The sequence below is a fragment of the Pseudomonas synxantha genome, assembly GCF_900105675.1.
Classification (GTDB): Bacteria; Pseudomonadota; Gammaproteobacteria; order Pseudomonadales; family Pseudomonadaceae; genus Aquipseudomonas; species Aquipseudomonas synxantha.
In genome coordinates, this window is the sequence record NZ_LT629786.1 from 343,450 (window position 1) to 361,879 (window position 18,430).

At 57.0% G+C, this 18,430-nt stretch carries 19 protein-coding genes; 4 read left to right on the forward strand and 15 right to left on the reverse strand.

Annotated features, from left to right (window positions below):
- Positions 1 to 4: 4 nt before the first annotated feature.
- The 15 genes from BLU48_RS01645 to BLU48_RS01710 form a co-directional block, all read right to left on the reverse strand.
- Positions 5 to 730 (reverse strand): PFL_4669 family integrating conjugative element protein, encoded by a 726-nt coding sequence (locus BLU48_RS01645; protein WP_008437331.1) that lies wholly within the window; start codon positions 728 to 730, stop codon positions 5 to 7.
- Positions 731 to 798: 68 nt separating this feature from the next.
- Positions 799 to 1,389 carry a hypothetical protein gene (locus tag BLU48_RS31600; protein WP_124356005.1) on the reverse strand — a complete coding sequence of 197 codons (591 nt, stop codon included), beginning with the start codon at positions 1,387 to 1,389 and terminating at the stop codon, positions 799 to 801.
- A gap of 203 nt (positions 1,390 to 1,592) precedes the next feature.
- Complete coding sequence (locus BLU48_RS01650; protein WP_019816979.1) at positions 1,593 to 2,894, reverse strand: STY4528 family pathogenicity island replication protein; 1,302 nt, start codon at positions 2,892 to 2,894, stop codon at positions 1,593 to 1,595.
- The gene (locus BLU48_RS01655; protein WP_008437329.1) at positions 2,891 to 3,586 is read right to left on the reverse strand and encodes a DUF2857 domain-containing protein; all 696 of its coding nucleotides are present in this window, start codon (positions 3,584 to 3,586) and stop codon (positions 2,891 to 2,893) included. Before BLU48_RS01655 ends, BLU48_RS01650 begins: the two co-directional genes overlap by 4 nt.
- Before the next feature lie 28 nt (positions 3,587 to 3,614).
- On the reverse strand, positions 3,615 to 5,381 hold the full coding sequence (locus BLU48_RS01660) for a ParB family protein (protein WP_057023790.1): 1,767 nt from the start codon (positions 5,379 to 5,381) through the stop codon (positions 3,615 to 3,617).
- A complete protein-coding gene (locus BLU48_RS32475) occupies positions 5,378 to 5,614 on the reverse strand; it encodes an Arc family DNA-binding protein (protein ID WP_008437327.1) in 237 nt (78 codons plus the stop codon). The genes BLU48_RS01660 and BLU48_RS32475 overlap by 4 nt, the downstream gene beginning before the upstream one ends.
- 33 nt (positions 5,615 to 5,647) lie before the next feature.
- The gene (gene yejK, locus BLU48_RS01670) at positions 5,648 to 6,649 is read right to left on the reverse strand and encodes a nucleoid-associated protein YejK (RefSeq protein WP_008437326.1); all 1,002 of its coding nucleotides are present in this window, start codon (positions 6,647 to 6,649) and stop codon (positions 5,648 to 5,650) included.
- Positions 6,649 to 6,888 (reverse strand): type II toxin-antitoxin system HicA family toxin, encoded by a 240-nt coding sequence (locus BLU48_RS32170; protein ID WP_008437325.1) that lies wholly within the window; start codon positions 6,886 to 6,888, stop codon positions 6,649 to 6,651. Before BLU48_RS32170 ends, yejK begins: the two co-directional genes overlap by 1 nt.
- A complete protein-coding gene (locus tag BLU48_RS01680; protein WP_008437321.1) occupies positions 6,885 to 7,406 on the reverse strand; it encodes a hypothetical protein in 522 nt (173 codons plus the stop codon). The genes BLU48_RS32170 and BLU48_RS01680 overlap by 4 nt, the downstream gene beginning before the upstream one ends.
- Positions 7,407 to 7,586: 180 nt before the next feature.
- Positions 7,587 to 8,936, reverse strand: a complete 1,350-nt coding sequence (gene dnaB, locus BLU48_RS01685) for a replicative DNA helicase (protein ID WP_008437319.1) — start codon at positions 8,934 to 8,936, stop codon at positions 7,587 to 7,589.
- Complete coding sequence (locus tag BLU48_RS01690) at positions 8,933 to 9,151, reverse strand: hypothetical protein (protein ID WP_008437317.1); 219 nt, start codon at positions 9,149 to 9,151, stop codon at positions 8,933 to 8,935. Before BLU48_RS01690 ends, dnaB begins: the two co-directional genes overlap by 4 nt.
- Positions 9,135 to 9,854: an HNH endonuclease signature motif containing protein gene (locus BLU48_RS01695; RefSeq protein ID WP_020301295.1), complete on the reverse strand. Its 720-nt coding sequence runs from the start codon at positions 9,852 to 9,854 to the stop codon at positions 9,135 to 9,137. The genes BLU48_RS01690 and BLU48_RS01695 overlap by 17 nt, the downstream gene beginning before the upstream one ends.
- Positions 9,851 to 10,552: a DUF2786 domain-containing protein gene (locus BLU48_RS01700; protein WP_008437315.1), complete on the reverse strand. Its 702-nt coding sequence runs from the start codon at positions 10,550 to 10,552 to the stop codon at positions 9,851 to 9,853. The genes BLU48_RS01695 and BLU48_RS01700 overlap by 4 nt, the downstream gene beginning before the upstream one ends.
- The gene (locus BLU48_RS01705; protein WP_008437314.1) at positions 10,549 to 11,307 is read right to left on the reverse strand and encodes a hypothetical protein; all 759 of its coding nucleotides are present in this window, start codon (positions 11,305 to 11,307) and stop codon (positions 10,549 to 10,551) included. Before BLU48_RS01705 ends, BLU48_RS01700 begins: the two co-directional genes overlap by 4 nt.
- A 1-nt stretch (position 11,308) precedes the next feature.
- Positions 11,309 to 12,169: a ParA family protein gene (locus tag BLU48_RS01710; RefSeq protein WP_008437313.1), complete on the reverse strand. Its 861-nt coding sequence runs from the start codon at positions 12,167 to 12,169 to the stop codon at positions 11,309 to 11,311.
- 1,037 nt (positions 12,170 to 13,206) lie between these two features.
- Here BLU48_RS01710 and BLU48_RS01720 point away from each other — a divergent pair.
- The 4 genes from BLU48_RS01720 (at position 13,207) to BLU48_RS01735 (ending at position 18,373) form a co-directional block, all read left to right on the forward strand.
- Positions 13,207 to 13,947: an AraC family transcriptional regulator gene (locus BLU48_RS01720; RefSeq protein WP_057023911.1), complete on the forward strand. Its 741-nt coding sequence runs from the start codon at positions 13,207 to 13,209 to the stop codon at positions 13,945 to 13,947.
- A 259-nt stretch (positions 13,948 to 14,206) separates the two neighbouring features.
- Positions 14,207 to 15,688: a TolC family protein gene (locus tag BLU48_RS01725; RefSeq protein WP_057023792.1), complete on the forward strand. Its 1,482-nt coding sequence runs from the start codon at positions 14,207 to 14,209 to the stop codon at positions 15,686 to 15,688.
- On the forward strand, positions 15,685 to 16,836 hold the full coding sequence (locus BLU48_RS01730) for an HlyD family secretion protein (RefSeq protein WP_057023793.1): 1,152 nt from the start codon (positions 15,685 to 15,687) through the stop codon (positions 16,834 to 16,836). The genes BLU48_RS01725 and BLU48_RS01730 overlap by 4 nt, the downstream gene beginning before the upstream one ends.
- Positions 16,829 to 18,373: an MDR family MFS transporter gene (locus BLU48_RS01735; protein ID WP_057023794.1), complete on the forward strand. Its 1,545-nt coding sequence runs from the start codon at positions 16,829 to 16,831 to the stop codon at positions 18,371 to 18,373. Before BLU48_RS01730 ends, BLU48_RS01735 begins: the two co-directional genes overlap by 8 nt.
- Positions 18,374 to 18,430 lie beyond the last annotated feature (57 nt).

The following is an 18,430-nucleotide window of genomic DNA, read 5'->3' on the forward strand; positions in this document are numbered from 1 at the left end:
CTCTTTAACCCTCAACGGGGTCATCGAGATGATCATCCGTCTCGGTTTGCTGCTGACCGCGGATGATCGGTGGCGCGAAATTCGAACGGCGGGTGCCTTCCAGGATGTCTTGTGGCAGCTCACCGTACCGCTCGTACATTTTGCGGGCTGCTTCAGCCTTGGCATTGTTTGCAGCGAAGTCGTCGCGGGCAGCGCCTGAGTACTTATAGATCTGGGCCAGACCAAACAGTCTCCGCAGTACCGCTGCGCCTTCGTCGATCCAGGTTTCCATATCGTGGCGCCCGACAAGGCCAACGTGCTGGGCCAACAGAATGCGTCTGACAATTTCGTCGTAGTTCGTCAGCAGGTACACAGCCTGAAATCCCAGGGGATTGGAGATGTACAGCGGGAGGCTGACAGGCTGGATCGAGAGGTTTTCGCTAATGCTGATGGCCGGTGGAAGAGAGGCCATGGCTGTGTCCAGGCGATCTTCGATGGTCTTTAACGCTTCCTTGGAATCGTTGATCTTTTCCTCGAGGAGGATCATCCACCAGTCAGAGTAGGGATCATCCTGTTGGGCGCCTCGAGACATTCGATTGACGACAGTGCAGAACCCTGACAGACCAATGATGCCGGCTTTGAGGTCATTTTTAGGGCGCCCCATCCATATACGAGCGGCGTGGTGAGTGTGAAGGGTGAGCTTCACATCGCTGCGCAGTGAACCGATGTTGAGCCGGAAGTTATCAGCCATGGTGCAGTGTTTCCTTGGGAAGAGGATTGACGTACCCATGCTGCAATTTGGCTATAGGAGACGCAGCATTAAATACGTAGCCCGATGGAAGGGGATTTGTTGAGGCTTCTATATAGGAAGAGCTGAAACTCGCCGGTGCGGACCGAATCCCTTGCGTGGCGGCCACCTCCGGTGCCGGATGCTGTCAGGGTGTTGTGGGCCACAACACTTGCCATGTCGCCGGCACGGATGCCGGATCCTGCCAAGGTGGTGCGGGCCGCACCACTTATATGGCTGCCACCTCCGGTGCCGGATGCTGTCAGGGTGTTGTGGGCCACAACACTTGCCATGTCGCCGGCACGGATGCCGGATCCTGCCAAGGTGGTGCGGGCCGCACCACTTATATGGCTGCCACCTCCGGTGCCGGATGCTGTCAGGGTGTTGTGGGCCACAACACTTGCCGTGTCGCCGGCACGGATGCCGGATCCTGCCAAGGTGGTGCGGGCCGCACCACTTATATGGCGGCCACCTCCGGTGCCGGATGCTGTCAGGGTGTTGTGGGCCACAACACTTGCCATGTCGCCGGCACGGATGCCGGATCCTGCCAAGGTGGTGCGGGCCGCACCACTTATATGGCGGCCACCTCCGGTGCCGGATGCTGTCAGGGTGTTGTGGGCCACAACACTTGCCGTGTCGCTGGCACGAATGCCGGATCCTGGGCAAGTGATTTGGGCCGAGTCACTTGCGTGGCGGCCGCGGCGTATTTCGGTTCCTGTCAGGGTGTTGCGGGCCGCAACACTTGCTGTGTAGCTGGCACAGATTCCGGTCACGACCGCTTCGCTCTGGGCCGCGTTACCACGATATTCTGGTTGTCCACCTGACATCATGGATGTGTACCCCGATTAGGCTTCAGCAGATGCAGCATTCCGCTGAGTGTGTGTTTTGCGGTTTGTATCGACTCAGGGCTACGCGTCTGCGTTAGCGTCTTCGTCGGCTGCTCTGCGCCCTCTGGCGGGGCTGAAGCGTCTTGACGCTCGGGGCTCGCTTTTGCCTTGTCGTCAGGGTTCCATTGGCTGTTGAAATCGCCGCGAACGGCCATGCCGACGAGCGTCATTAAGTATCCAAGCGGGTTTCGGACCCCTCCCGAGTCACAGCGGTGGACCCATTGTTTGATGAGCGCGGTTTTCAACTCTGCTGGAACCTTTTGCAGCGCCAGGACCGCGTTCTGTTTTTGCTCGACCGGTAGTCGATGCAGTGCACCGAGCAAATCGGCAGCGATGTCGTTTGGTGTGGGCGGTACATGTACAGAGCTTTTACAAACATCTTTGTGTGTATCTGTATACGTACTATATGAGTTCGGATGCCGAACTAAGTCCGAACTCAGTGATTTACGGCTGAGTTCGGCATCCGAACTCTGCTCCAAAGCGATTCGCTCTTCGCCTTTTTCACTGAGTTCGGTATCCGAACTCAGTGGAGATAGAGCTATATTTTGCTGAGTTCGGATTCCGAACTCAGTCGCTTTAAGAACGACTGGAGCCTGCGCTTTGGTCCAGGCCTGGCTATTCATGCGGGATTCGATGATGTCCAGCCTGCTAGGTAAGCGTTGGCCAACATCAGGATCAGCTGCAAATTCCTTCCAGGCAATTTCTGCCACTTCGCGAATCACCTTGGTCTGGTGCTGCATTGACTGCGCGAGTAGCTGCAAGTAGTCCTTGTCGAACTCTATAGCTTCGGCCGGTGTGACCGGTTCGTCGTGAAGCAGGTAGACGTTGCCTTGCACTTGTCCACTCAGATCATTGCGCACCCGTCGCCCCAGGCTAAGCCAACGGGTGAGACGTAAGGTCACTAATGCTTTTGATACAGTTTCACGCGAGGCAGGCCTACCGGGTTGCATACCCAAATATGGCCGCAGTTGGTCATAGGTAGGGAACGCCGTAAGGCCGTCGTCATTGATCAGTAGGCGAAATACCTGCCAGGTGTTTCTTTCAAGCGGGGTTAAGCGATCATCCAAAAGCAATCGGCGAGGAACCGTTTCGTGTGGGTTCCCGCTGAAAATAATTCCGGAGTAGGGGGAAGACCCTTCAATCCCCGGAGGCGCCGACTCTTTTTTCTGAAGCAAATGAGCTTCAAGGTGACCCGAGGCCGAGTCTAAAAGCGTCGACAAGGGAAGCCGAGACAACCTCATAATACAGAGTCACCTTCCACCGATGTCGCTGCAGGCTGTGCAAGTCGTTGAGAAGACACAAGCTGTAGCCTTCTCGGAAGGCCAGGGTTTGCAGGAGGGTAAAGCCCTTCCTTTATCCAGGACTGAATGCGATGCCAGATGATGGCCAGGCTGAGGTTTTCGTGGGTCTCATCTGGGCTAGTATCCTGTGGAGCATTGAGTTCCTCGGCGACCAACATGGCGATGTCCAGCAACGCGAGACTGTCGCCAAGCTCTACCTGATGCTCTTGCATTAGGTGCGTCCATCGGTACCAAAGCTGAGCGTCCATCTCCTCACTGAATTCGCGCCAACGGCCACGACGTGCCGTCACGCCGATCATTAGGCGTTGAAGGGCCACATCCTGCGGAGACAGCCCGAAGAACTGTTGCAGCATTTGAGTGGTCGCGCCAAGTCGCAGCGCACGTTCAATCATGCGCACTTCTTCATCAGAACGCTGCGCGCCTGACAGTAGTTTTTTTACCATGTCCCCATCAATGGTGACGTTGCACCAAGACACGGGAGTGTTAAGCAGCAAGCTCAGTACTGAAGGTTGTTGGAGCTGAGCCAATATCTCTGGCTCCAGGCCCATTTCGATGCAGCGCCGAAGTTGGCCATTACGCATGTGATGAAGCACCTGTGACAGGATTGCTTCATTTATTGGTGTCTTGGACATGACGACTCCCCCTTGTAGAGTCCGTGTGTTAACTGGCTGAATTCGGACCGTTGTTGGCGACTGACTGGATTTCCAGGTCAATCAAACGTCTTGCGAGACGAATAATGCGGAACAGCTTCACTAGAGCGCCGTCGCTGAGACGGCATTCACTTTCAGGGGGCTGATCTTTTGTGTGAGGCTGGCCCAGTAAGATCTGGCCCAGTCCGGCTGCGAACTCAAAGTCAGCCAACGCGTCGATTTGAAGCTTGGGTTGCTGCTGAATCATTTTCAGTACGATGGCCATCGAGCCGCTCAAAGACTGGAGCAGCGTCAAGGTATGTTGGGCTGTGGCAGTAATTTCGACTTCCGCTTCGGGGTGTCGGTAGCTGAACCCGACGCCACCATCGATATCGATAAATTGACCTGGGGCTTTGACCGAGCTGGCTATTTCGCGAGCCAATTGAGCGATGTGCTGACGCAGGGTCGCGGTATTGTCTATTTCGCGTTCGATGTACCAAAGGTCAGAAATGGGATTGAGTCCGCCAGCTTGAACAGGGATGGCCACCAAGGCATTGGAGGCGAAGTCGGGCAAGACCTCACCGTCAAGCGCAGCGAGCTCCCGTTTCATCTTGTCGACTCTGGGAGAAGTCTTCACAGGGCTCGCAACGTGCCCATCGATACGTGCTTGGCGCTCTTGTGGGCTCATTTGCTCCTGCGGAGTTGGGGCCAGTTGCTGTTGCACCCCTTGAGGTGAAGGACTCTCTTTGGAGGGCGTCGTCTTATGTGTGCTGCCCCCCGAAGTAGTAGGGGGTAGTTGTAGAGGGTTCTGATTAGCCTCAATGCCATTGTTCGAAACGTTAAGTTGAGTCCCCCCCTCAAATTGCGATGCAGGGTACTGTGGCAGCTCAAGAACCGGCGTAGACCGGCGCAATTGGTCCTGGTTCTGAGTGATTTCCAACAGTATTTGCTCGTAGCCGAGGTTCAGCGGCTTTTTAAGGTGATCTATCAGTTCGTCCTGAAATCGCTGGAATAGAAATTCTTCAGCGTCGCCCTCAAACTGGGACAGTACATCTTGGAAAAGCGTATCGAAATCAAGGTGCTGCTCCTGCTCTTGATAATTGCGATCCCAGCACTGAAGAGCTGTTTTGCGCAAAGACAGAAGCTTTATGATTCTGTCTACTCCCAGTCCAGAGTACAGCGCGCCTGGAATTGCTGGCAGTAAGTACCGAATGGTGTCGTGCATACGACTCAAGTGAGACGCGGAGACCGGGTAGCCATCCGCTGACAGCCGCCGTGAAAGCTCACGTAATGAGATAGACTCCCCTGCCTCTGTTTCATACAGCGCGCTCGCTTTGTCGACCCCAATAGCCCGCTCAATGAACAGGAGCTGGCCTTGGAGGTCGTTTTCAGCCAAGTGGCCGGTGAGCGAGATGATTTCGCCCCGAACGGCGTCCCAGGGTCGAAATAGGCAGTGAAACTTGAAGTACTTCTCGTCGCCGGTCTCACGATACAACTCGTTTAAAATTGCCAGGCGAGTGTTGCCGCCGTTGCGGATCCGGTACTTATCTTCCCCAGGTTTACGAGTGACGGGAGGTGGCGTATCGAGTCCCCGATTTCGTATCGACTCTTTAATTTCATCGTACTTCGGGTTACGAGTCGTCCTTGGGTTTTCGTCATACGGCAGCGTTTCGTCGAGAGTCAACAGCATGGGGGTATCGACGATGGGGTCGCTCATTCGCGCTGCCACCGGCGACTTCGATTCAAACGCCGGCAGCAACAGCTTATCTTTCATGGTTTGGGCCAAAGACGCTTTCATACTCTGGCTCCTGGCTGCTCATAAGCCGGGCTTGCCGCCAAAAGCTGGTCAATGATTTTCAAAGCACGATCCAGAGCAGCTTCAAGTTCGGCAGTTGTCTCCAGCCGATAAACAATTTCTGAGTTCATCGACCTGGCGTTTTCACGTGCTTCCAACGCGATGCGTTCGCGCATCCCGTCGGGCAGGCGAATAACGAATTTTTCTTCATGCAGACGCTGTGGTTTGTTACTCATGGTGGGCTCCGATGCCTAGGGTAGAAAGTGTGTTCAGCGACGTTTCAACTGATCAGTGAGTTGGGTAGGTAACCCCTTGATGACTAATGAATTGGACGCCTCGTCGTACTCGATCTTGTCCCCTAGCAGATGCGCTTCAAAACTGATGGACAAGCCTTCGGCACGGCCGGTGAACCGACGGAATTGGTTGAGAGTGCGTTTATCCAGGGGGATTTCCGGCGACAGGCCGTAGTCCTTATTGCGGATATGGTCGTAGAACGCCTTGGGGCGATCTTCATCGATCAAGCCTGACAGTTCCTCCAGGCCCATGGGTTCACCGAGCTTGGCCTGGCTGGTGGCGTAGTCCACCAGGGCCTTGGTTTTCTCGCGGGCCGATTCGTCTGGCAGGTCTTCGTTTTCAACGAAGTCGCTGAACGCCTTGAGGAGGGCGCGGGTTTCGCCCGGGCCGTCGACGCCTTCCATGCAGCCAATGAAGTCGCTGAAATACCCCGAGATCTTCTTACCGTTTTTGCCTTTGATGTACGAGATGTACTGCTTGGATTGCTTGTTGTTCTGCCACTCGGACAAGTTGATACGCGCTGCCAGGTGCAACTGGCCAACGTCCAGGTGGCGTGAAGGAGTGACGTCCAGATCGTCAGTAACCACCACGCCTTCACTGTGGTGGAGCAGGGCGACAGTTAGGTAGTCGGTCATGCCTTGCTGGTAATGGGCAAACAGTACGTGGCCACCGGTGGAGAGGTTGGACTCTTCCATCAGCTTTTGCAGATGCTCGACCGCCGTGTGGCTGAAGGCGGTGAAGTCCTGGTCACCTTCAAAGTACTGCTTTAACCAGCCGCTAAACGGGTGCGCGCCGGACTCGGCATGGAAGAAACCCCAGGCCTTGCCTTGTTTGGCGTTATAGCTCTCGTTGAGGTCGGCAAGCATGTTCTCGATGGCGACCGATTCGGATAGCTCCGAATCGCGTGCCTGGAGAACAGCAGGTGTGCCATCGGGTTTTTTGTCGATCAGGTGGACGATGCAATGACGGATAGGCATTAGATTGCCTCCTGCGAGTGTAGGGTTTGAGCTCGATCAGCACGACGAATACGGGCTTTGGCGTTGAGGCCTGAGCGGTAATCGCTTGCGGTTGATGAGGTGTAAATCGATCCAAGGCCAGATTTCGTGAACTTGATATGGCCACCTTGAGTGCGAGACACCGTCCAGCCATTCGCTTCAGCAAACTTCACGAGTACACGAAGGCTCTCGCTTTTTCCGCGTAGGAGATTGGTGGTCATAGCTCTGCATCCCTGTCTGCCAGAACGTTACCGGTCTGGATCGCGATGATTTCAGCCTGATCGCCAGGAAACTTGGTACCGAGCTCATGCAAAAAGTGACGCGTAGCCTCACGTGCTCCAGGCACGCGGAACACCACGCTGCAGTGCTGAACTTCCGCGGGGTGTTGCAGGTGAGACATGACGGCCACTTTCAGCGAGCAGCACTGGAGGTAGCGGGGCACCCAAACCGACCAGAAGTAGCTGGATAGCAAGGCGCCCGCACAGAGCAGTTCAACGGTAATTGTTGCGCTGGGCGTGTTGGTCAGCTCGACGTAGCCGAGCTTCTCAAACTCCAACAGATCCTCACGCATGCTCATTGGGACCACGGTGCTGTGGTCACGAGCAAGGCGGCCGATCGCTTGAGCTAATGCGTCGAGCTCCACCGGGTTGATCCCAGATTTATGGGCATGAGCCACAGCAGAGGCTTCGAACACGGCACCGGCATGGATACTAGGAAATAGCTCGGCGCTACTGTGCATCCGACACCTCCTGAAGCTCCTCGATGTCATAGCTATTGCAAGTAGGGCAAATAAGCTCGTCCACTTCACCGCCGGGTAAGGCTGGAGCGCCACTCACTTGATGTTTCGGGTGGTGGCTATCGCATTGAAGGCACCAGTGAGTGATGCGTACGAGAGTATTCATCGCTGAGGTGTGCTTTTTCATAGTTGAGCCCCTTGCCAGCCGGCGTTGGGACTGAGGTTGGCAAACCGGGTCTGATTGGCGATGAAGGCTGTTCGTACGGTCCCAGTTGGGCCGTTACGCGCCTTGCCGAGAATGATTTCTGCAATGCCTTTGTGTTCGCTCTGAGGGTGGTACACCTCGTCCCGGTAGACGAACATAATCAGGTCCGCGTCCTGTTCAATCGCACCGCTATCACGCAGGTCTGCGTTGATCGGACGCTTATTTGGCCGTCGCTCCAGTTCTCGGTTGAGCTGGGAAAGCGCAACCACCGGGCAATTCATCTCTTTCGCTAGGGCCTTGAGGGACTGGGATATAGCGCTGATCTCGTTGGCCCTGTTTTCCTGACCTGGGCAGCGCATGAGCTGCAGGTAATCGATCAGGATCAAGCTCGGGTGTCCGAAGCGACGAGCTGCTCGACGAGATTTAGCTCTGATTACTGCAGGCGTGAGCGCTGATGAGTCGTCGATGACCAGCCGCTCTCCATAGCCATTAATACGAGAAACCGCTGCAGTCAGCTTCGGCCAATCATCATCATCGAGCTTGCCCTTCAATAGCCTGCCCAGATCGATATGGCCTAGGATGCCCATCAATCGATACATCAGTGCTTTGGCCGGCATTTCCATGCTGAAAACCTGAACTGTACGATCAAGCTTTGCCTGCAGAGCCGTATCTATGAAGTTCAAGGCCAGAGAGGTCTTCCCCATAGACGGGCGCGCGCCGAGGATGATCAGGTCGGCTTCTTGAAAACCCGACGTCAGCTCGTCCAGGTCCTCCAGGCCTGAAGGCAGGCCGGTCACGGTGATATTGCCGTTGAAATGTTCGTCTATTTGTTCGACGACGTTCGTCAGGCATTGGTTGATATTGACGAATTCCGTTGCGCTCTTGCCTTCACCCAGAGCGAACAGTTGCTGTTCAATTGATTCTTGAACATCCTCCGCACTTGCCAACGGGTCTGTCGCCTCGCGAGAGCATTGGTATCCAAGGGACATGAGCTGTCTGAGCCGAGAGCGATTACGCACGATGGATGCGTAATGCTCGATGTTGGCTACAGACGGCGTGTTTTTGGCCAGCTCGCCCAGATAGCTCAGCCCTCCGGCTTCGTCTGGCTCCTCCAACGCGTTGTGGACGGTGACGATGTCGAACGGAATGGACTTGTCAGCAAGGCTTGCCATTGTCCGGAACAGCAACCGATGGTCGTGTCGGAAAAAATCAGAGGCATCCAGTTTGTCTGCGACGAGATCCCAGGTGTTGTTGTCGAGCAGTAGCCCACCTAACACACCTTGTTCAGCCTCTACGGAGTAGGGAGGTGAGAGGTCAAGGTGATTCATTTCCCAGACTCCTGGCCTATCTGAAGAAAACCACTCCCGTTGCGTGCCCCCAGGGCTTTGACCATGTCGACTTCAACCTTCGCTGAATTGATCATGACCTGAGCAACCTCGGCAACCGCTTTGGCCCGTTCGATTTCCATTGGTCTTTCTGGGTCCAGGAGGCTCTCGATCGCGACGAACAGGTGATTACGTAGATCTTCAATCTTGTTCTTCATGTTCAACCTCCCGGATGGTGCGTTTGAGTTTGCCGATAGCGCGTATTGCGGATTTCAGCTCTTCCGGATACCGATGAATGGTGTTCCGACGCATACGTTCTGCTCTCGTCAGCAACTCCAGGTTATTCAGGGCTATATGGGCCTTGTTGCCGTCCTTGAAGCACACGCACATGTTTATAGGGACTGGTCCGTGATGCTCCTCCCAAAGCAGTACATGCACGGCTTTCCAGTCAACGGGTGGGTAACCGGTATCGGTGATTTTCTTCTGCTGATAACCGTCAGGAGTTGTGCGCAGGCTGCCAATAGGCAGCCAGTTCCCCGGTTTATTGCCGGCCTTAAACTGCGTCTGAGTCATACGGCCAGAGGAGGGGAGCCCCTTAAGGCCCTTATTCCATGGGACGGATCCCTTGGGAAAGCGGAATTCTGCGCCCAACTTGCCGTCAAGCCGGCCACAGAGACTACTGCGAAGAAACTCGGCGCTTTTGCTCAAGCCCAGCCGTTTGGCTTTGGCATAGACCTGATAGACGCTGAGCCCCAATTCGGCGGCTAGGACCTGAGTCGGTTCATTGGGATAGCGGGCAATGAGCGAGCGCTCTTCTGCCTCACTCCAAACATGGTGTTTGTGAACCGGGGCAAGCCCAAGTTGGGATCTGGCTTGTTCCAGCGCCGCCATGGCCAAAGGTGAAAGCGAATGAGTTCTCATTGGCTCCCTCCATGCCCAAGGGCTCCTTGTGACTGCTGTCCGACACCACGATGCAGCCTGGCATGCTTGCCCTGGTCCCATCCCGCTTGCAAAGAGCGGGTGTCATGACCTTTGGCTTCGATGGGCTTGATAATGGCTAGCGTTAGTTTTGGATGATGCCATTCCAGGTAGGCTTGGATCTCCAGCGCAGTGTTTTCGTCTATCCCACCTGCAAACTGGTTCACCTTAGAGGCGACGGCATTGAGCCAGCCCTCGGCAAACAGTTGGCCGCGGTGACGTTTGGTTTTCAGTTGGCAGCGCTTCTGCTGGGCAACATGAGCTCGTCGGGCTGCGACAAGCTGGTGATGCAGCGTTGAATAGGTGTGAGCTGCCAGATCGGGTGAAATACCTTTCCCCAAGAACTTGAAGGACCAGCCAAGTAGCGGATTGAAATACGCCAAGTGGCTGCAATCGAAGGCTTGGGAACAGATTGAGGCCAGGTTGTGCAGCCAATCCTGCGGTGCCCGACGGGTTTTGGTACCCACAATGGATTCTTCGATTGTATGGGCAGCGACTTCGGTGTGTTCCAAGTTGTACTGATTCATCAAATGGCGAGCTTGACGAAGTGCAATTTCCACTTCGTTTGGGGCAGCGCCTTGTGACTTGGCCAGCGCCATGAGTTTGGCGACCTTGCTGAGGACTTTTTGCTTGTCCATCATTCACCCCCTTCCTGTTGGAGGCGGGGGGAGAGCGCCTCTGACCACAGGCGAAGTGTTTCTTCCTCATCAGCAGAGAGGTGAGTCCGGGCAAGGCAGTCCGCAACCTTCTGTTTCAGGGCATCAAGGCGGTCTTGAACACTTGACCCATCGTCGTAAGCAATCTCTTGCTCAACAGCTTGCACAACGTCATTACGAAGAGAGAGAACCGTGCTTATCCAAAAAGCACTTGGGCTGGTCCAGCCAATGAGCTTTCGAGTTCTGGCAGGCGACAGGTAATCACGGAGCCTGAGATTGAACTCCCTAGGGGAATAACCATTCCTGAAAACGTCTGCTCGATTAAGCGTCAGCGCTGTTTTAAGAATATCTAGAAGAGGGTCCAAAGCCGTTGGCTCAGGAGCAAAGGGTTCTAAATATGTTTCAGCTACCAGGCGTTTGGCTTCGGCATATCGACTTTGCTGACGGCGTTTGGCTTGGTTTTCGTCGCGGCCGCGCTTTTCCTTCGCGTGCTTAATGTTCGAGTTCACTGACTCGATAAGCTTCGCGGCGTCCTGCAAAAGCTGAAGCTGGTCAACGCTCAACTGAGCGCCAATCCGACCGGGTAATTGGTAACCGCTTGTCAGGGCTCGGATTTCTCGTGCGGTTCCACTGAGCTTGGCTTGCAAGCTGCGCAATTGCTGAGCGCTGTAGTACTTGCCAACCTCTAGGATGAGGTTTGCAGTAATACTGCGGGCGTCGGTAATGGAGGGCTTCGCCATTTCAACGACCCTCCCTCACCAAGTTAGCTACCTTTTCCTCGGTCATGGCCTCGAAGCGGTCACGCCATTCTGGAAAAAGCTCAATGGCCAATTGGCGGATCACGACAAGGGCTGCAGGGGATATGCGGTTGGAAGGCTGTCTGTATTCCAAGCGGTGTACTGGGACGCCCAGGGATGAACTGTTACGAAACACCACTGCGGAGGGGACGACGCATTCCAGAACGTTGATTTCGTCATTGTCCTGGAAAATTTCCCGTACCGACTGCTCGATCATTTGCGCGTCGGTGGTTTGGTCGAGATTGTTGACGACGATCCGCACAGGAGGGATTTTCATGCCCAGGCGCCCATAGGCGCGCAGGCCGTCCAGCATCTGCATGGATCCCCGGCTGAACTCCCGTGCAGCGAGCATATTGGGCGGAAGTGGGGATATGACCAAATCAGAGGCTAGGACCACCATTTCGAGCATTGCCGACCTGGCGCCTTGGGTGTCAATCAGTACCAGGTCGAAATGATCTTTGAAGCCCGGCATCAGGTTGGCGAGTCGCAACCGTCCGTCAGGTGCTTGCAGGATCAGGCTGTTCAGTTGGTTGTTGATGTCGTTGGAAATGACAAGCGACAGGTTTGGTATCGTGGTGCTGGATATGATCTTGGCTGATTCGGTGATATTGAATGCCAGCAGGTCGTAGATGCCTCCTTGAGCTTCATCGACCAATTGGTAATACGAGGAGAGCGAAGGCTGTGCAGGATCTAGGTCGATCATGAGCACGCGCAGGCCTGCATCCGCACAAAAAGCGCCGAGGTTGGCCTCGATGGTAGTTTTGCCTACGCCGCCTTTGGTCGAAACGACCGCAGAGATTTTCATGGTTTGGAGCCTCTAATGTGGGTTCATTAGAGGCTGCGAGGCCACGGAAACAGCTATGTGTAGCGAACACGATCCTGGGCTATGAAGCACTAAAACCAATTGTCTTTTAACCAATTGGTCGTAGGTTCGAATCCCACACGACCCACCATTTTTGGCGGTTTAGAAAATCCGGAAGGCCCACGCAAGTGAGGATTTCCGGGTTTTTTTTTGCCTGTGAATTGAGGGCGAAGCTGCAAGCTTGCAGAAAAACCGCCCCACCTGTCTGATATGCAGCCGTCAGCGCTCACATCATTTTTTTGTAGCCCACCGGTTTCCATTCCTGCGCGCTCGGTGACCATTCTAGCTGTCGCCGCATGTAGCCCCTTACTCCTCTCTCTGATCCCACGCATGGGCTTTGAACTGACCGGGGGCACCTACGGTGACGATGAAGATGAACTTGAGGCGGTACTCAAGTTCGCAAGTTGATCCCTGAACATGAGGCCGGTTTTTTTTGCCTGGAACTTGGCCTGTCCACACCGACGCGGTGCCAGCTGCGATCAGATGCTGATTGTCGATCAAGAGCAGCCTTCAATCCAAAATTTTCCTATCCTGGGCCGGTACTGACCAGAGAGTCGGGTCGGGCCAGCGTGATAATCGTGAAGCCGTGGGTGTGCGCTTGGCTGGCAGACGGTGGGCGCCAGCTATACCCGGCAGGCGCGTAGTGGGTTTGATGCTGATGGGGTGATGGTCAAGGCGCGTCATGCGTTTTAGGGTTAACCCCGAACAGGGACTCTTTGCGAGCCCCTGTTATCCCCAAAGCAATAATTTTTTTTCCTTGAAATCTACTCGCCGATATTTTGGTTTTTTTAATTTTTACTCGACGTTTTTTCACGCTACCCACCCCAATACGCAATTCCCCTTACCCTTTCTTTGTTTAGTATTGGATCCAGTGGCCACTGAGGCCCAATGGGTCACGCTGTTCAAAAAAAGGAGAGGCGACATGATGCCCAAGGATCCGTCCAACAGTGGCCGACCTGACCTGCTCGCGGCCTGCTGAAATGAACGCACATACCCCATTAGCCGCACTCGCCGCTAACTATGAACATGGCCACATCGTGGCGCCCCATCGACATGACGAGGGCCAGCTCGTCTATGCCATCAACGGCGTGATGCTGGTGTCGGTGGAGGCGACGGCCTGGGTGGTGCCTTCCGGGCATGCATTGTGGGTGCCTTCGGGGAGGGAGCATCAGATCCGCATGACCGGTGAAGTGCGTATGCGTACCTTGTTGATCTCGCCGGGGGCGCATCGTGGCTTGACGACGGAGTGCGAGGTCATCAGGGTTTCGCCGCTGTTGCGTGAGCTGATCGTCTCTGCGGGGGATAAGCTCGACAGTGAGCCGGCGTTGTTGCGCCACGCGCAGATTGTCGAGTTGATTTTCTCGGAGCTCGACCGGGCACAACGTGTGCTGGCGCATGTGCCGATCCCGGATGAGCCGAGGCTCAAGTCGTTGTGTGCGGGCTTTATCGACAACCCTTCCCAGGAGTCGACACTGGAGAGTTGGGCGCTGCAGCTCAATATGAGTTCGCGTACCTTGGCGCGGCTGTTCCAGAAAGAGTTGGGCATGAGTTATGGCGAATGGCGCAAGCGCACGCGGCTGTTGCTCAGCATGCAGCGCCTGGCCTGTGGCGTGTCGATCCTGGAAGTGGCGCTGGAGCATGGTTATCAGAGCCCGAGTGCGTTTACTGCGATGTTCAAGCGCACCATGGGTTACACCCCGAGTAACTGTCGATTGGTGTGATTTAACTTGGCGACAGGCTTACCTGTCAGCCTCGGTCCAAAGTGGGAGGGGGCTTGCCCCCGATGGCGGTAGGTCAGTTACAGATTTGCTAACTGATACTCCCTCATCGGGGGCAAGCCCCCTCCCACATTTGGATTGAGTACTGCCAAGCCACTGCGCACTTTGTCCCAATCAAAACGATGGTTGTCCGGAACTCGGGAGATTCGCACCCCGTTGCGCTCTTACGCTGGGTCTCTACTTGGCCTTCTGGATTTCTTCGATGGGTTCGCCTTCTTTTCCCCCATGGCATGGCCGTCTTGCGCTGCTGGGCATTGCGCTGGCGTTGTCGGCGGGTTGTTCGTCCTGGGTTGCTCACCCGCTTGCACAGTCACATCCAGAGCGCATCAATGCCCTGAGCCACTTGCCGCAAGGTGTTTCGGCCCAGGCATTACCCGAGCGCTGGTGGCAGTTGTACAACGATCCACAGCTCGATGGGCTGGTGCAGCAGGCATTGCTGCACAACCGTGACCTGGCGGCGGCCCAGTCCCATGTGCAGGCGATGCTGGCCGGGATCATGCAGGCCGATGCCGAGCGTTGGCCGGCCACCCAGGCGTCACTGGGCGCCGAGTACGGCAAGACGGCCGATGACCAGACCCTGGCCAAGGCCACCGATAGCCATGCGCCGTCACAGTGGGCGTTCAACCCGGGCTTTGAACTGGCTTATCAAGTGGACGTCTGGGGCCAGGTCCAGCGCAGTATCGAACGCGCCCAGGTGCAAGCCGCGGCGGCGCAGGACGCCGAAGACCTGTTGCGCATTACAGTCGTGGCGCAAACCACCCACGCCTATGTGAATGCTTGCGCCCTCGGTGCACGTGCCAAGGTCCAGCGTCATTCGTTGGACGTGGTCGGGCGCAGCCTGGCGTTGATCGATCGCCAGCGCCAGGCCGGTGTGGTGACGGACCTTGAATACACGCGCATGCAAGCCCTGCAGAGCGAAACCCAGGCCTTGCTGCCGATGCTCGAGGCGCGTCGGCAAGCGGCGCTGTACGAGCTGGCGATGCTGACCGGCGTGGCTGATCTGGAACAAAGCGCTGGCGCTGCGAGCTGTGAAGTGGTGCCACAACTCAATGCCGAACTTCCGGTGGGTGATGGCTGGCAATTATTGGCACGCCGCCCCGATATCCGTCAGGCCGAGCGAGCGTTGCAGGCGGCCACGCTGCAAGTGGATATCGTGCAGGCCGACCTGTATCCGAAGGTGACCTTCGGCGCCTCGGTGTCTTCATCGGCCAACAGGCCCCATGAGCTGGGCAACAGCAGCGCGGTGATGTTCGGCATTGGCCCGCTGATCACCTGGCAGTTCCCCAATTGGCGCGCCAACCGCGCGCGGGTCAAGCAGGCGCGGGCGCTTGAGCAGGTAGAGGTGGCGCAATTCGAGGCCAGCGTGCTCAACGCCCTCAAGGAGGTGCGCCAGGCCCTGGCGTTATACGACGGCGAACGCCAGCGCCACGCGGCCTTGAGCCAGGCGCTGGACAGCAGCCGCCACGCCTACAGGTTGGCCCAATTCAACTACGACGCGGGGTCTATCGATTTCCTGGACGTGCTGGACAGCGAGCGTGAACTAATCCGCTTGCAGGCCACTCGCGCCGACGCCGACGGCCAGTTGCTTCAACGCCAGATCAGCCTGTTTCGGGCGCTTGGCGGTGGTTGGCAGCCTTCAGCTCCCACCCACGCTTACACCACTTTTTCCGGTACCCAGCCATGAATATCGCCGTTGATGAAACAACTGCTGTCCAGGATGAATCGGCGCATACGCGCAAGCAACGTCGCAAACGGCACCTGATCCTGCTGGGCGGCGCGGCGCTGTTGATCGCAGCGGTGGCGTTCGGCGTGTACTGGATGACGGTCGGCCGGTATCTGGAACAGACCGATGATGCCTATGTGCGTGCCGACTGGATTCCCATCAGCCCCAAGGTCTCCGGGTATGTGGCCCAGGTGTTGGTGGAGGACGACCAGCCCGTCAAGGCCGGGGATGTGCTGGTGCGCATCGAGGACCGTGACTACCAGGCACGCTTGGCACAGGCCCGTGCACAACTGGCCGAAACCCAGGCCTCGGTGGCGGCGCAAGAGGCCAACCTGCGCGTCACCGACAGCCTGATCGCCCAGCAACAGGCCGGCGTTGCCCAGGCTCAGGCCCACGCCCGCAGCGTGGCCGCCGAGTTGCACCGCGCACGCCTCGACCAGCGCCGCTACGAAGGGTTGGTGCGCGAACACGCCGCCAGTGCCCAGCGTCTGGAAACGGCGGCCGCCAGCTACACCCAGGCCAATGCCGCGGTGGAAATTGCCAAGGCCATGCAACGTCAACAGGAAGCCCGGTTGACCGTTGCCATCAGTCGTCGCCAATTGGCCCAAGCTTCGCTCCAACAACAGATTGCCCGGCGCAGCGAGGCCCAGGCGCAGTTGAACCTGGCGACCCATGCCCAGGAAGACACCTTGATCCGCTCGCCCATCGACGGGGTGGTGGGGCAGCGTAAAGTGCGCACCCGACAGTACGTCGCGCCAGGCCTGCCGCTGCTGGCGGTGGTGCCCTTGCAGCAGGCCTACGTGGTGGCCAACTACAAGGAAACCCAGTTGCGCGACATGCGCGCCGGCCAACCCGTGAACATCAGCATCGACAGTTATTCAGGACGCAAGCTCAAGGGCCACGTGGTGAGTTTCTCGCCAGGTTCGGGGGCGGTGTTCGCATTGTTGCCGTCGGACAACGCCACCGGCAACTTCACCAAGATCGTGCAGCGCTTCCCAGTGAAGATTGTCATCGATGAGCATGATCAGGGCGGGCCTATCCTGCCTGGTATGTCGGTGGTCACCACGGTCGATACCCGGCCAGCCAACCAGGGCGCGGCAAATGACTGAAGCCGCTGAAAAGAGCGTCTCCTTTCGCGCCTGGGTCGCAGTGATCGGTGGGCTGTTCGGCTGTTTCATGGCCGGCATGAACGTGCACGTGACCAGCGCCGCATTGCCGGAAATCGAAGGCTCCCTGGGGGCGACGTTCGAGGAGGGCTCGTGGATCTCCACCGCCTATTTGGTCGCGGAGATCGTGATGATCCCGCTGACCGCCTGGCTGGTGCAGGTGTTCTCCCTGCGCCGGGTGATGCTGGTGGGTTCGTTTGTATTCCTGGTGGCGTCCATTGCCTGCTCCTGGGCGCCCAACCTGGAAGTGATGATCATCATTCGGGTGATCCAGGGCGCGGCCGGCGCGGTGCTGATCCCGTTGTCATTCCAGTTGATCATCACCGAGCTGCCGCCGAGCAAGATTGCCATGGGCATGGCCTTGTTCGCCCTGTCCAACAGCGTTGCCCAGGCCGCCGGGCCGTCCATCGGTGGCTGGCTGACGGATGCTTATTCCTGGCGCTGGATTTTCTACCTGCAACTGGCCCCGGGCATTCTGTTGCTGCTGGCGGTGGCGTGGTCCATCGACGCCAAGCCTATGCAGTTGAGCCTGCTCAAGCGCGGCGACTGGAGCGGCATCCTGGCCATGATCGTCGGCCTGGGTGGCTTGCAGATCGTACTGGAAGAAGGCGGGCGCAAGGATTGGTTCGGCTCCGATTTCATTGTGTGGATGTCACTGGTTGCAGGCGTTGCCCTGGTGTATTTCGTGCTGTCGCAGCTGTATGGCAGCCGCTCCTTCATCAACCTGCGCCTGCTCAAAAGCTACAACTTCGGGGTGGCCAGTGCGGCAATGTTCATTTTCGGCGGAGCGACCTTCGGCCTGGTGTTCCTGGTGCCCAATTACCTGTCCCAGTTGCAGGGCTACAACGCCCGGGAGATCGGTATCAGCCTGATCGCCTACGGCATGGTGCAACTGGTGCTGGCGCCGTTCATGCCACGCCTGATGAAGTGGCTCAACCCGAAACTGATGGTCGCCAGCGGCTTTTTCATCATGGCGCTGGGGTGTTATCTGGGGGCGCATCTGGATGTGGATAGCGCTGCCAACGTGATCATTCCTTCCACGGTGGTGCGCGGTATCGGACAACCGCTGATCATGGTGGCGCTGTCGGTGCTGGCGGTATCCGGCCTGGCCAAGGAGGAAGCCGGTTCTGCCTCTGCCTTGTTCTCCATGCTGCGTAACCTGGGTGGTGCCGTGGGCACCGCGGGGTTGACGCAGATTGTCGCCATGCGCGAACGCTTTCACTCCGAGCGGGTAGGGGAGTCGATCACCTTGTTTTCGCCGTCCTTGCAGGAGCGTCTGCGCGCCAGCATGGCCGACAGCGAAGCGTTTATTTTCAATCAATTGCTACCCGCCCAGCAGCAGGTACTTGAGGGGCTGATCCGTACCGTGCGGCGCGAGGCGTACCTGATGGCTTACAGCGACGCGTTCTACGTGTCCTGTGTTGCGTTGGTGTTGTGTGGTGTGGCGGCCCTTGCCTTGCGGCAACAAGCCAGGAATTAGCTCTACAAATGTGGGAGGGGGCTTGCTCCCGATAGCGGTGGGTCAGATACAGATAAG

Excerpts from the sequence above, each read along its gene's own strand:
- BLU48_RS01645 (WP_008437331.1), bottom strand. The coding sequence starts at position 730 with ATGGCTGATAACTTCCGGCTCAACATCGGTTCACTGCGCAGCGATGTG.
- BLU48_RS01650 (WP_019816979.1), bottom strand. The coding sequence starts at position 2,894 with ATGAGGTTGTCTCGGCTTCCCTTGTCGACGCTTTTAGACTCGGCCTCG.
- BLU48_RS01655 (WP_008437329.1), bottom strand. The coding sequence starts at position 3,586 with ATGTCCAAGACACCAATAAATGAAGCAATCCTGTCACAGGTGCTTCAT.
- BLU48_RS01660 (WP_057023790.1), bottom strand. The coding sequence starts at position 5,381 with ATGAAAGCGTCTTTGGCCCAAACCATGAAAGATAAGCTGTTGCTGCCG.
- BLU48_RS32475 (WP_008437327.1), bottom strand. The coding sequence starts at position 5,614 with ATGAGTAACAAACCACAGCGTCTGCATGAAGAAAAATTCGTTATTCGC.
- yejK (WP_008437326.1), bottom strand. The coding sequence starts at position 6,649 with ATGCCTATCCGTCATTGCATCGTCCACCTGATCGACAAAAAACCCGAT.
- BLU48_RS32170 (WP_008437325.1), bottom strand. The coding sequence starts at position 6,888 with ATGACCACCAATCTCCTACGCGGAAAAAGCGAGAGCCTTCGTGTACTC.
- BLU48_RS01680 (WP_008437321.1), bottom strand. The coding sequence starts at position 7,406 with ATGCACAGTAGCGCCGAGCTATTTCCTAGTATCCATGCCGGTGCCGTG.
- dnaB (WP_008437319.1), bottom strand. The coding sequence starts at position 8,936 with ATGAATCACCTTGACCTCTCACCTCCCTACTCCGTAGAGGCTGAACAA.
- BLU48_RS01690 (WP_008437317.1), bottom strand. The coding sequence starts at position 9,151 with ATGAAGAACAAGATTGAAGATCTACGTAATCACCTGTTCGTCGCGATC.
- BLU48_RS01695 (WP_020301295.1), bottom strand. The coding sequence starts at position 9,854 with ATGAGAACTCATTCGCTTTCACCTTTGGCCATGGCGGCGCTGGAACAA.
- BLU48_RS01700 (WP_008437315.1), bottom strand. The coding sequence starts at position 10,552 with ATGATGGACAAGCAAAAAGTCCTCAGCAAGGTCGCCAAACTCATGGCG.
- BLU48_RS01705 (WP_008437314.1), bottom strand. The coding sequence starts at position 11,307 with ATGGCGAAGCCCTCCATTACCGACGCCCGCAGTATTACTGCAAACCTC.
- BLU48_RS01710 (WP_008437313.1), bottom strand. The coding sequence starts at position 12,169 with ATGAAAATCTCTGCGGTCGTTTCGACCAAAGGCGGCGTAGGCAAAACT.
- BLU48_RS01720 (WP_057023911.1), top strand. The coding sequence starts at position 13,207 with ATGAACGCACATACCCCATTAGCCGCACTCGCCGCTAACTATGAACAT.
- BLU48_RS01725 (WP_057023792.1), top strand. The coding sequence starts at position 14,207 with ATGGGTTCGCCTTCTTTTCCCCCATGGCATGGCCGTCTTGCGCTGCTG.
- BLU48_RS01730 (WP_057023793.1), top strand. The coding sequence starts at position 15,685 with ATGAATATCGCCGTTGATGAAACAACTGCTGTCCAGGATGAATCGGCG.
- BLU48_RS01735 (WP_057023794.1), top strand. The coding sequence starts at position 16,829 with ATGACTGAAGCCGCTGAAAAGAGCGTCTCCTTTCGCGCCTGGGTCGCA.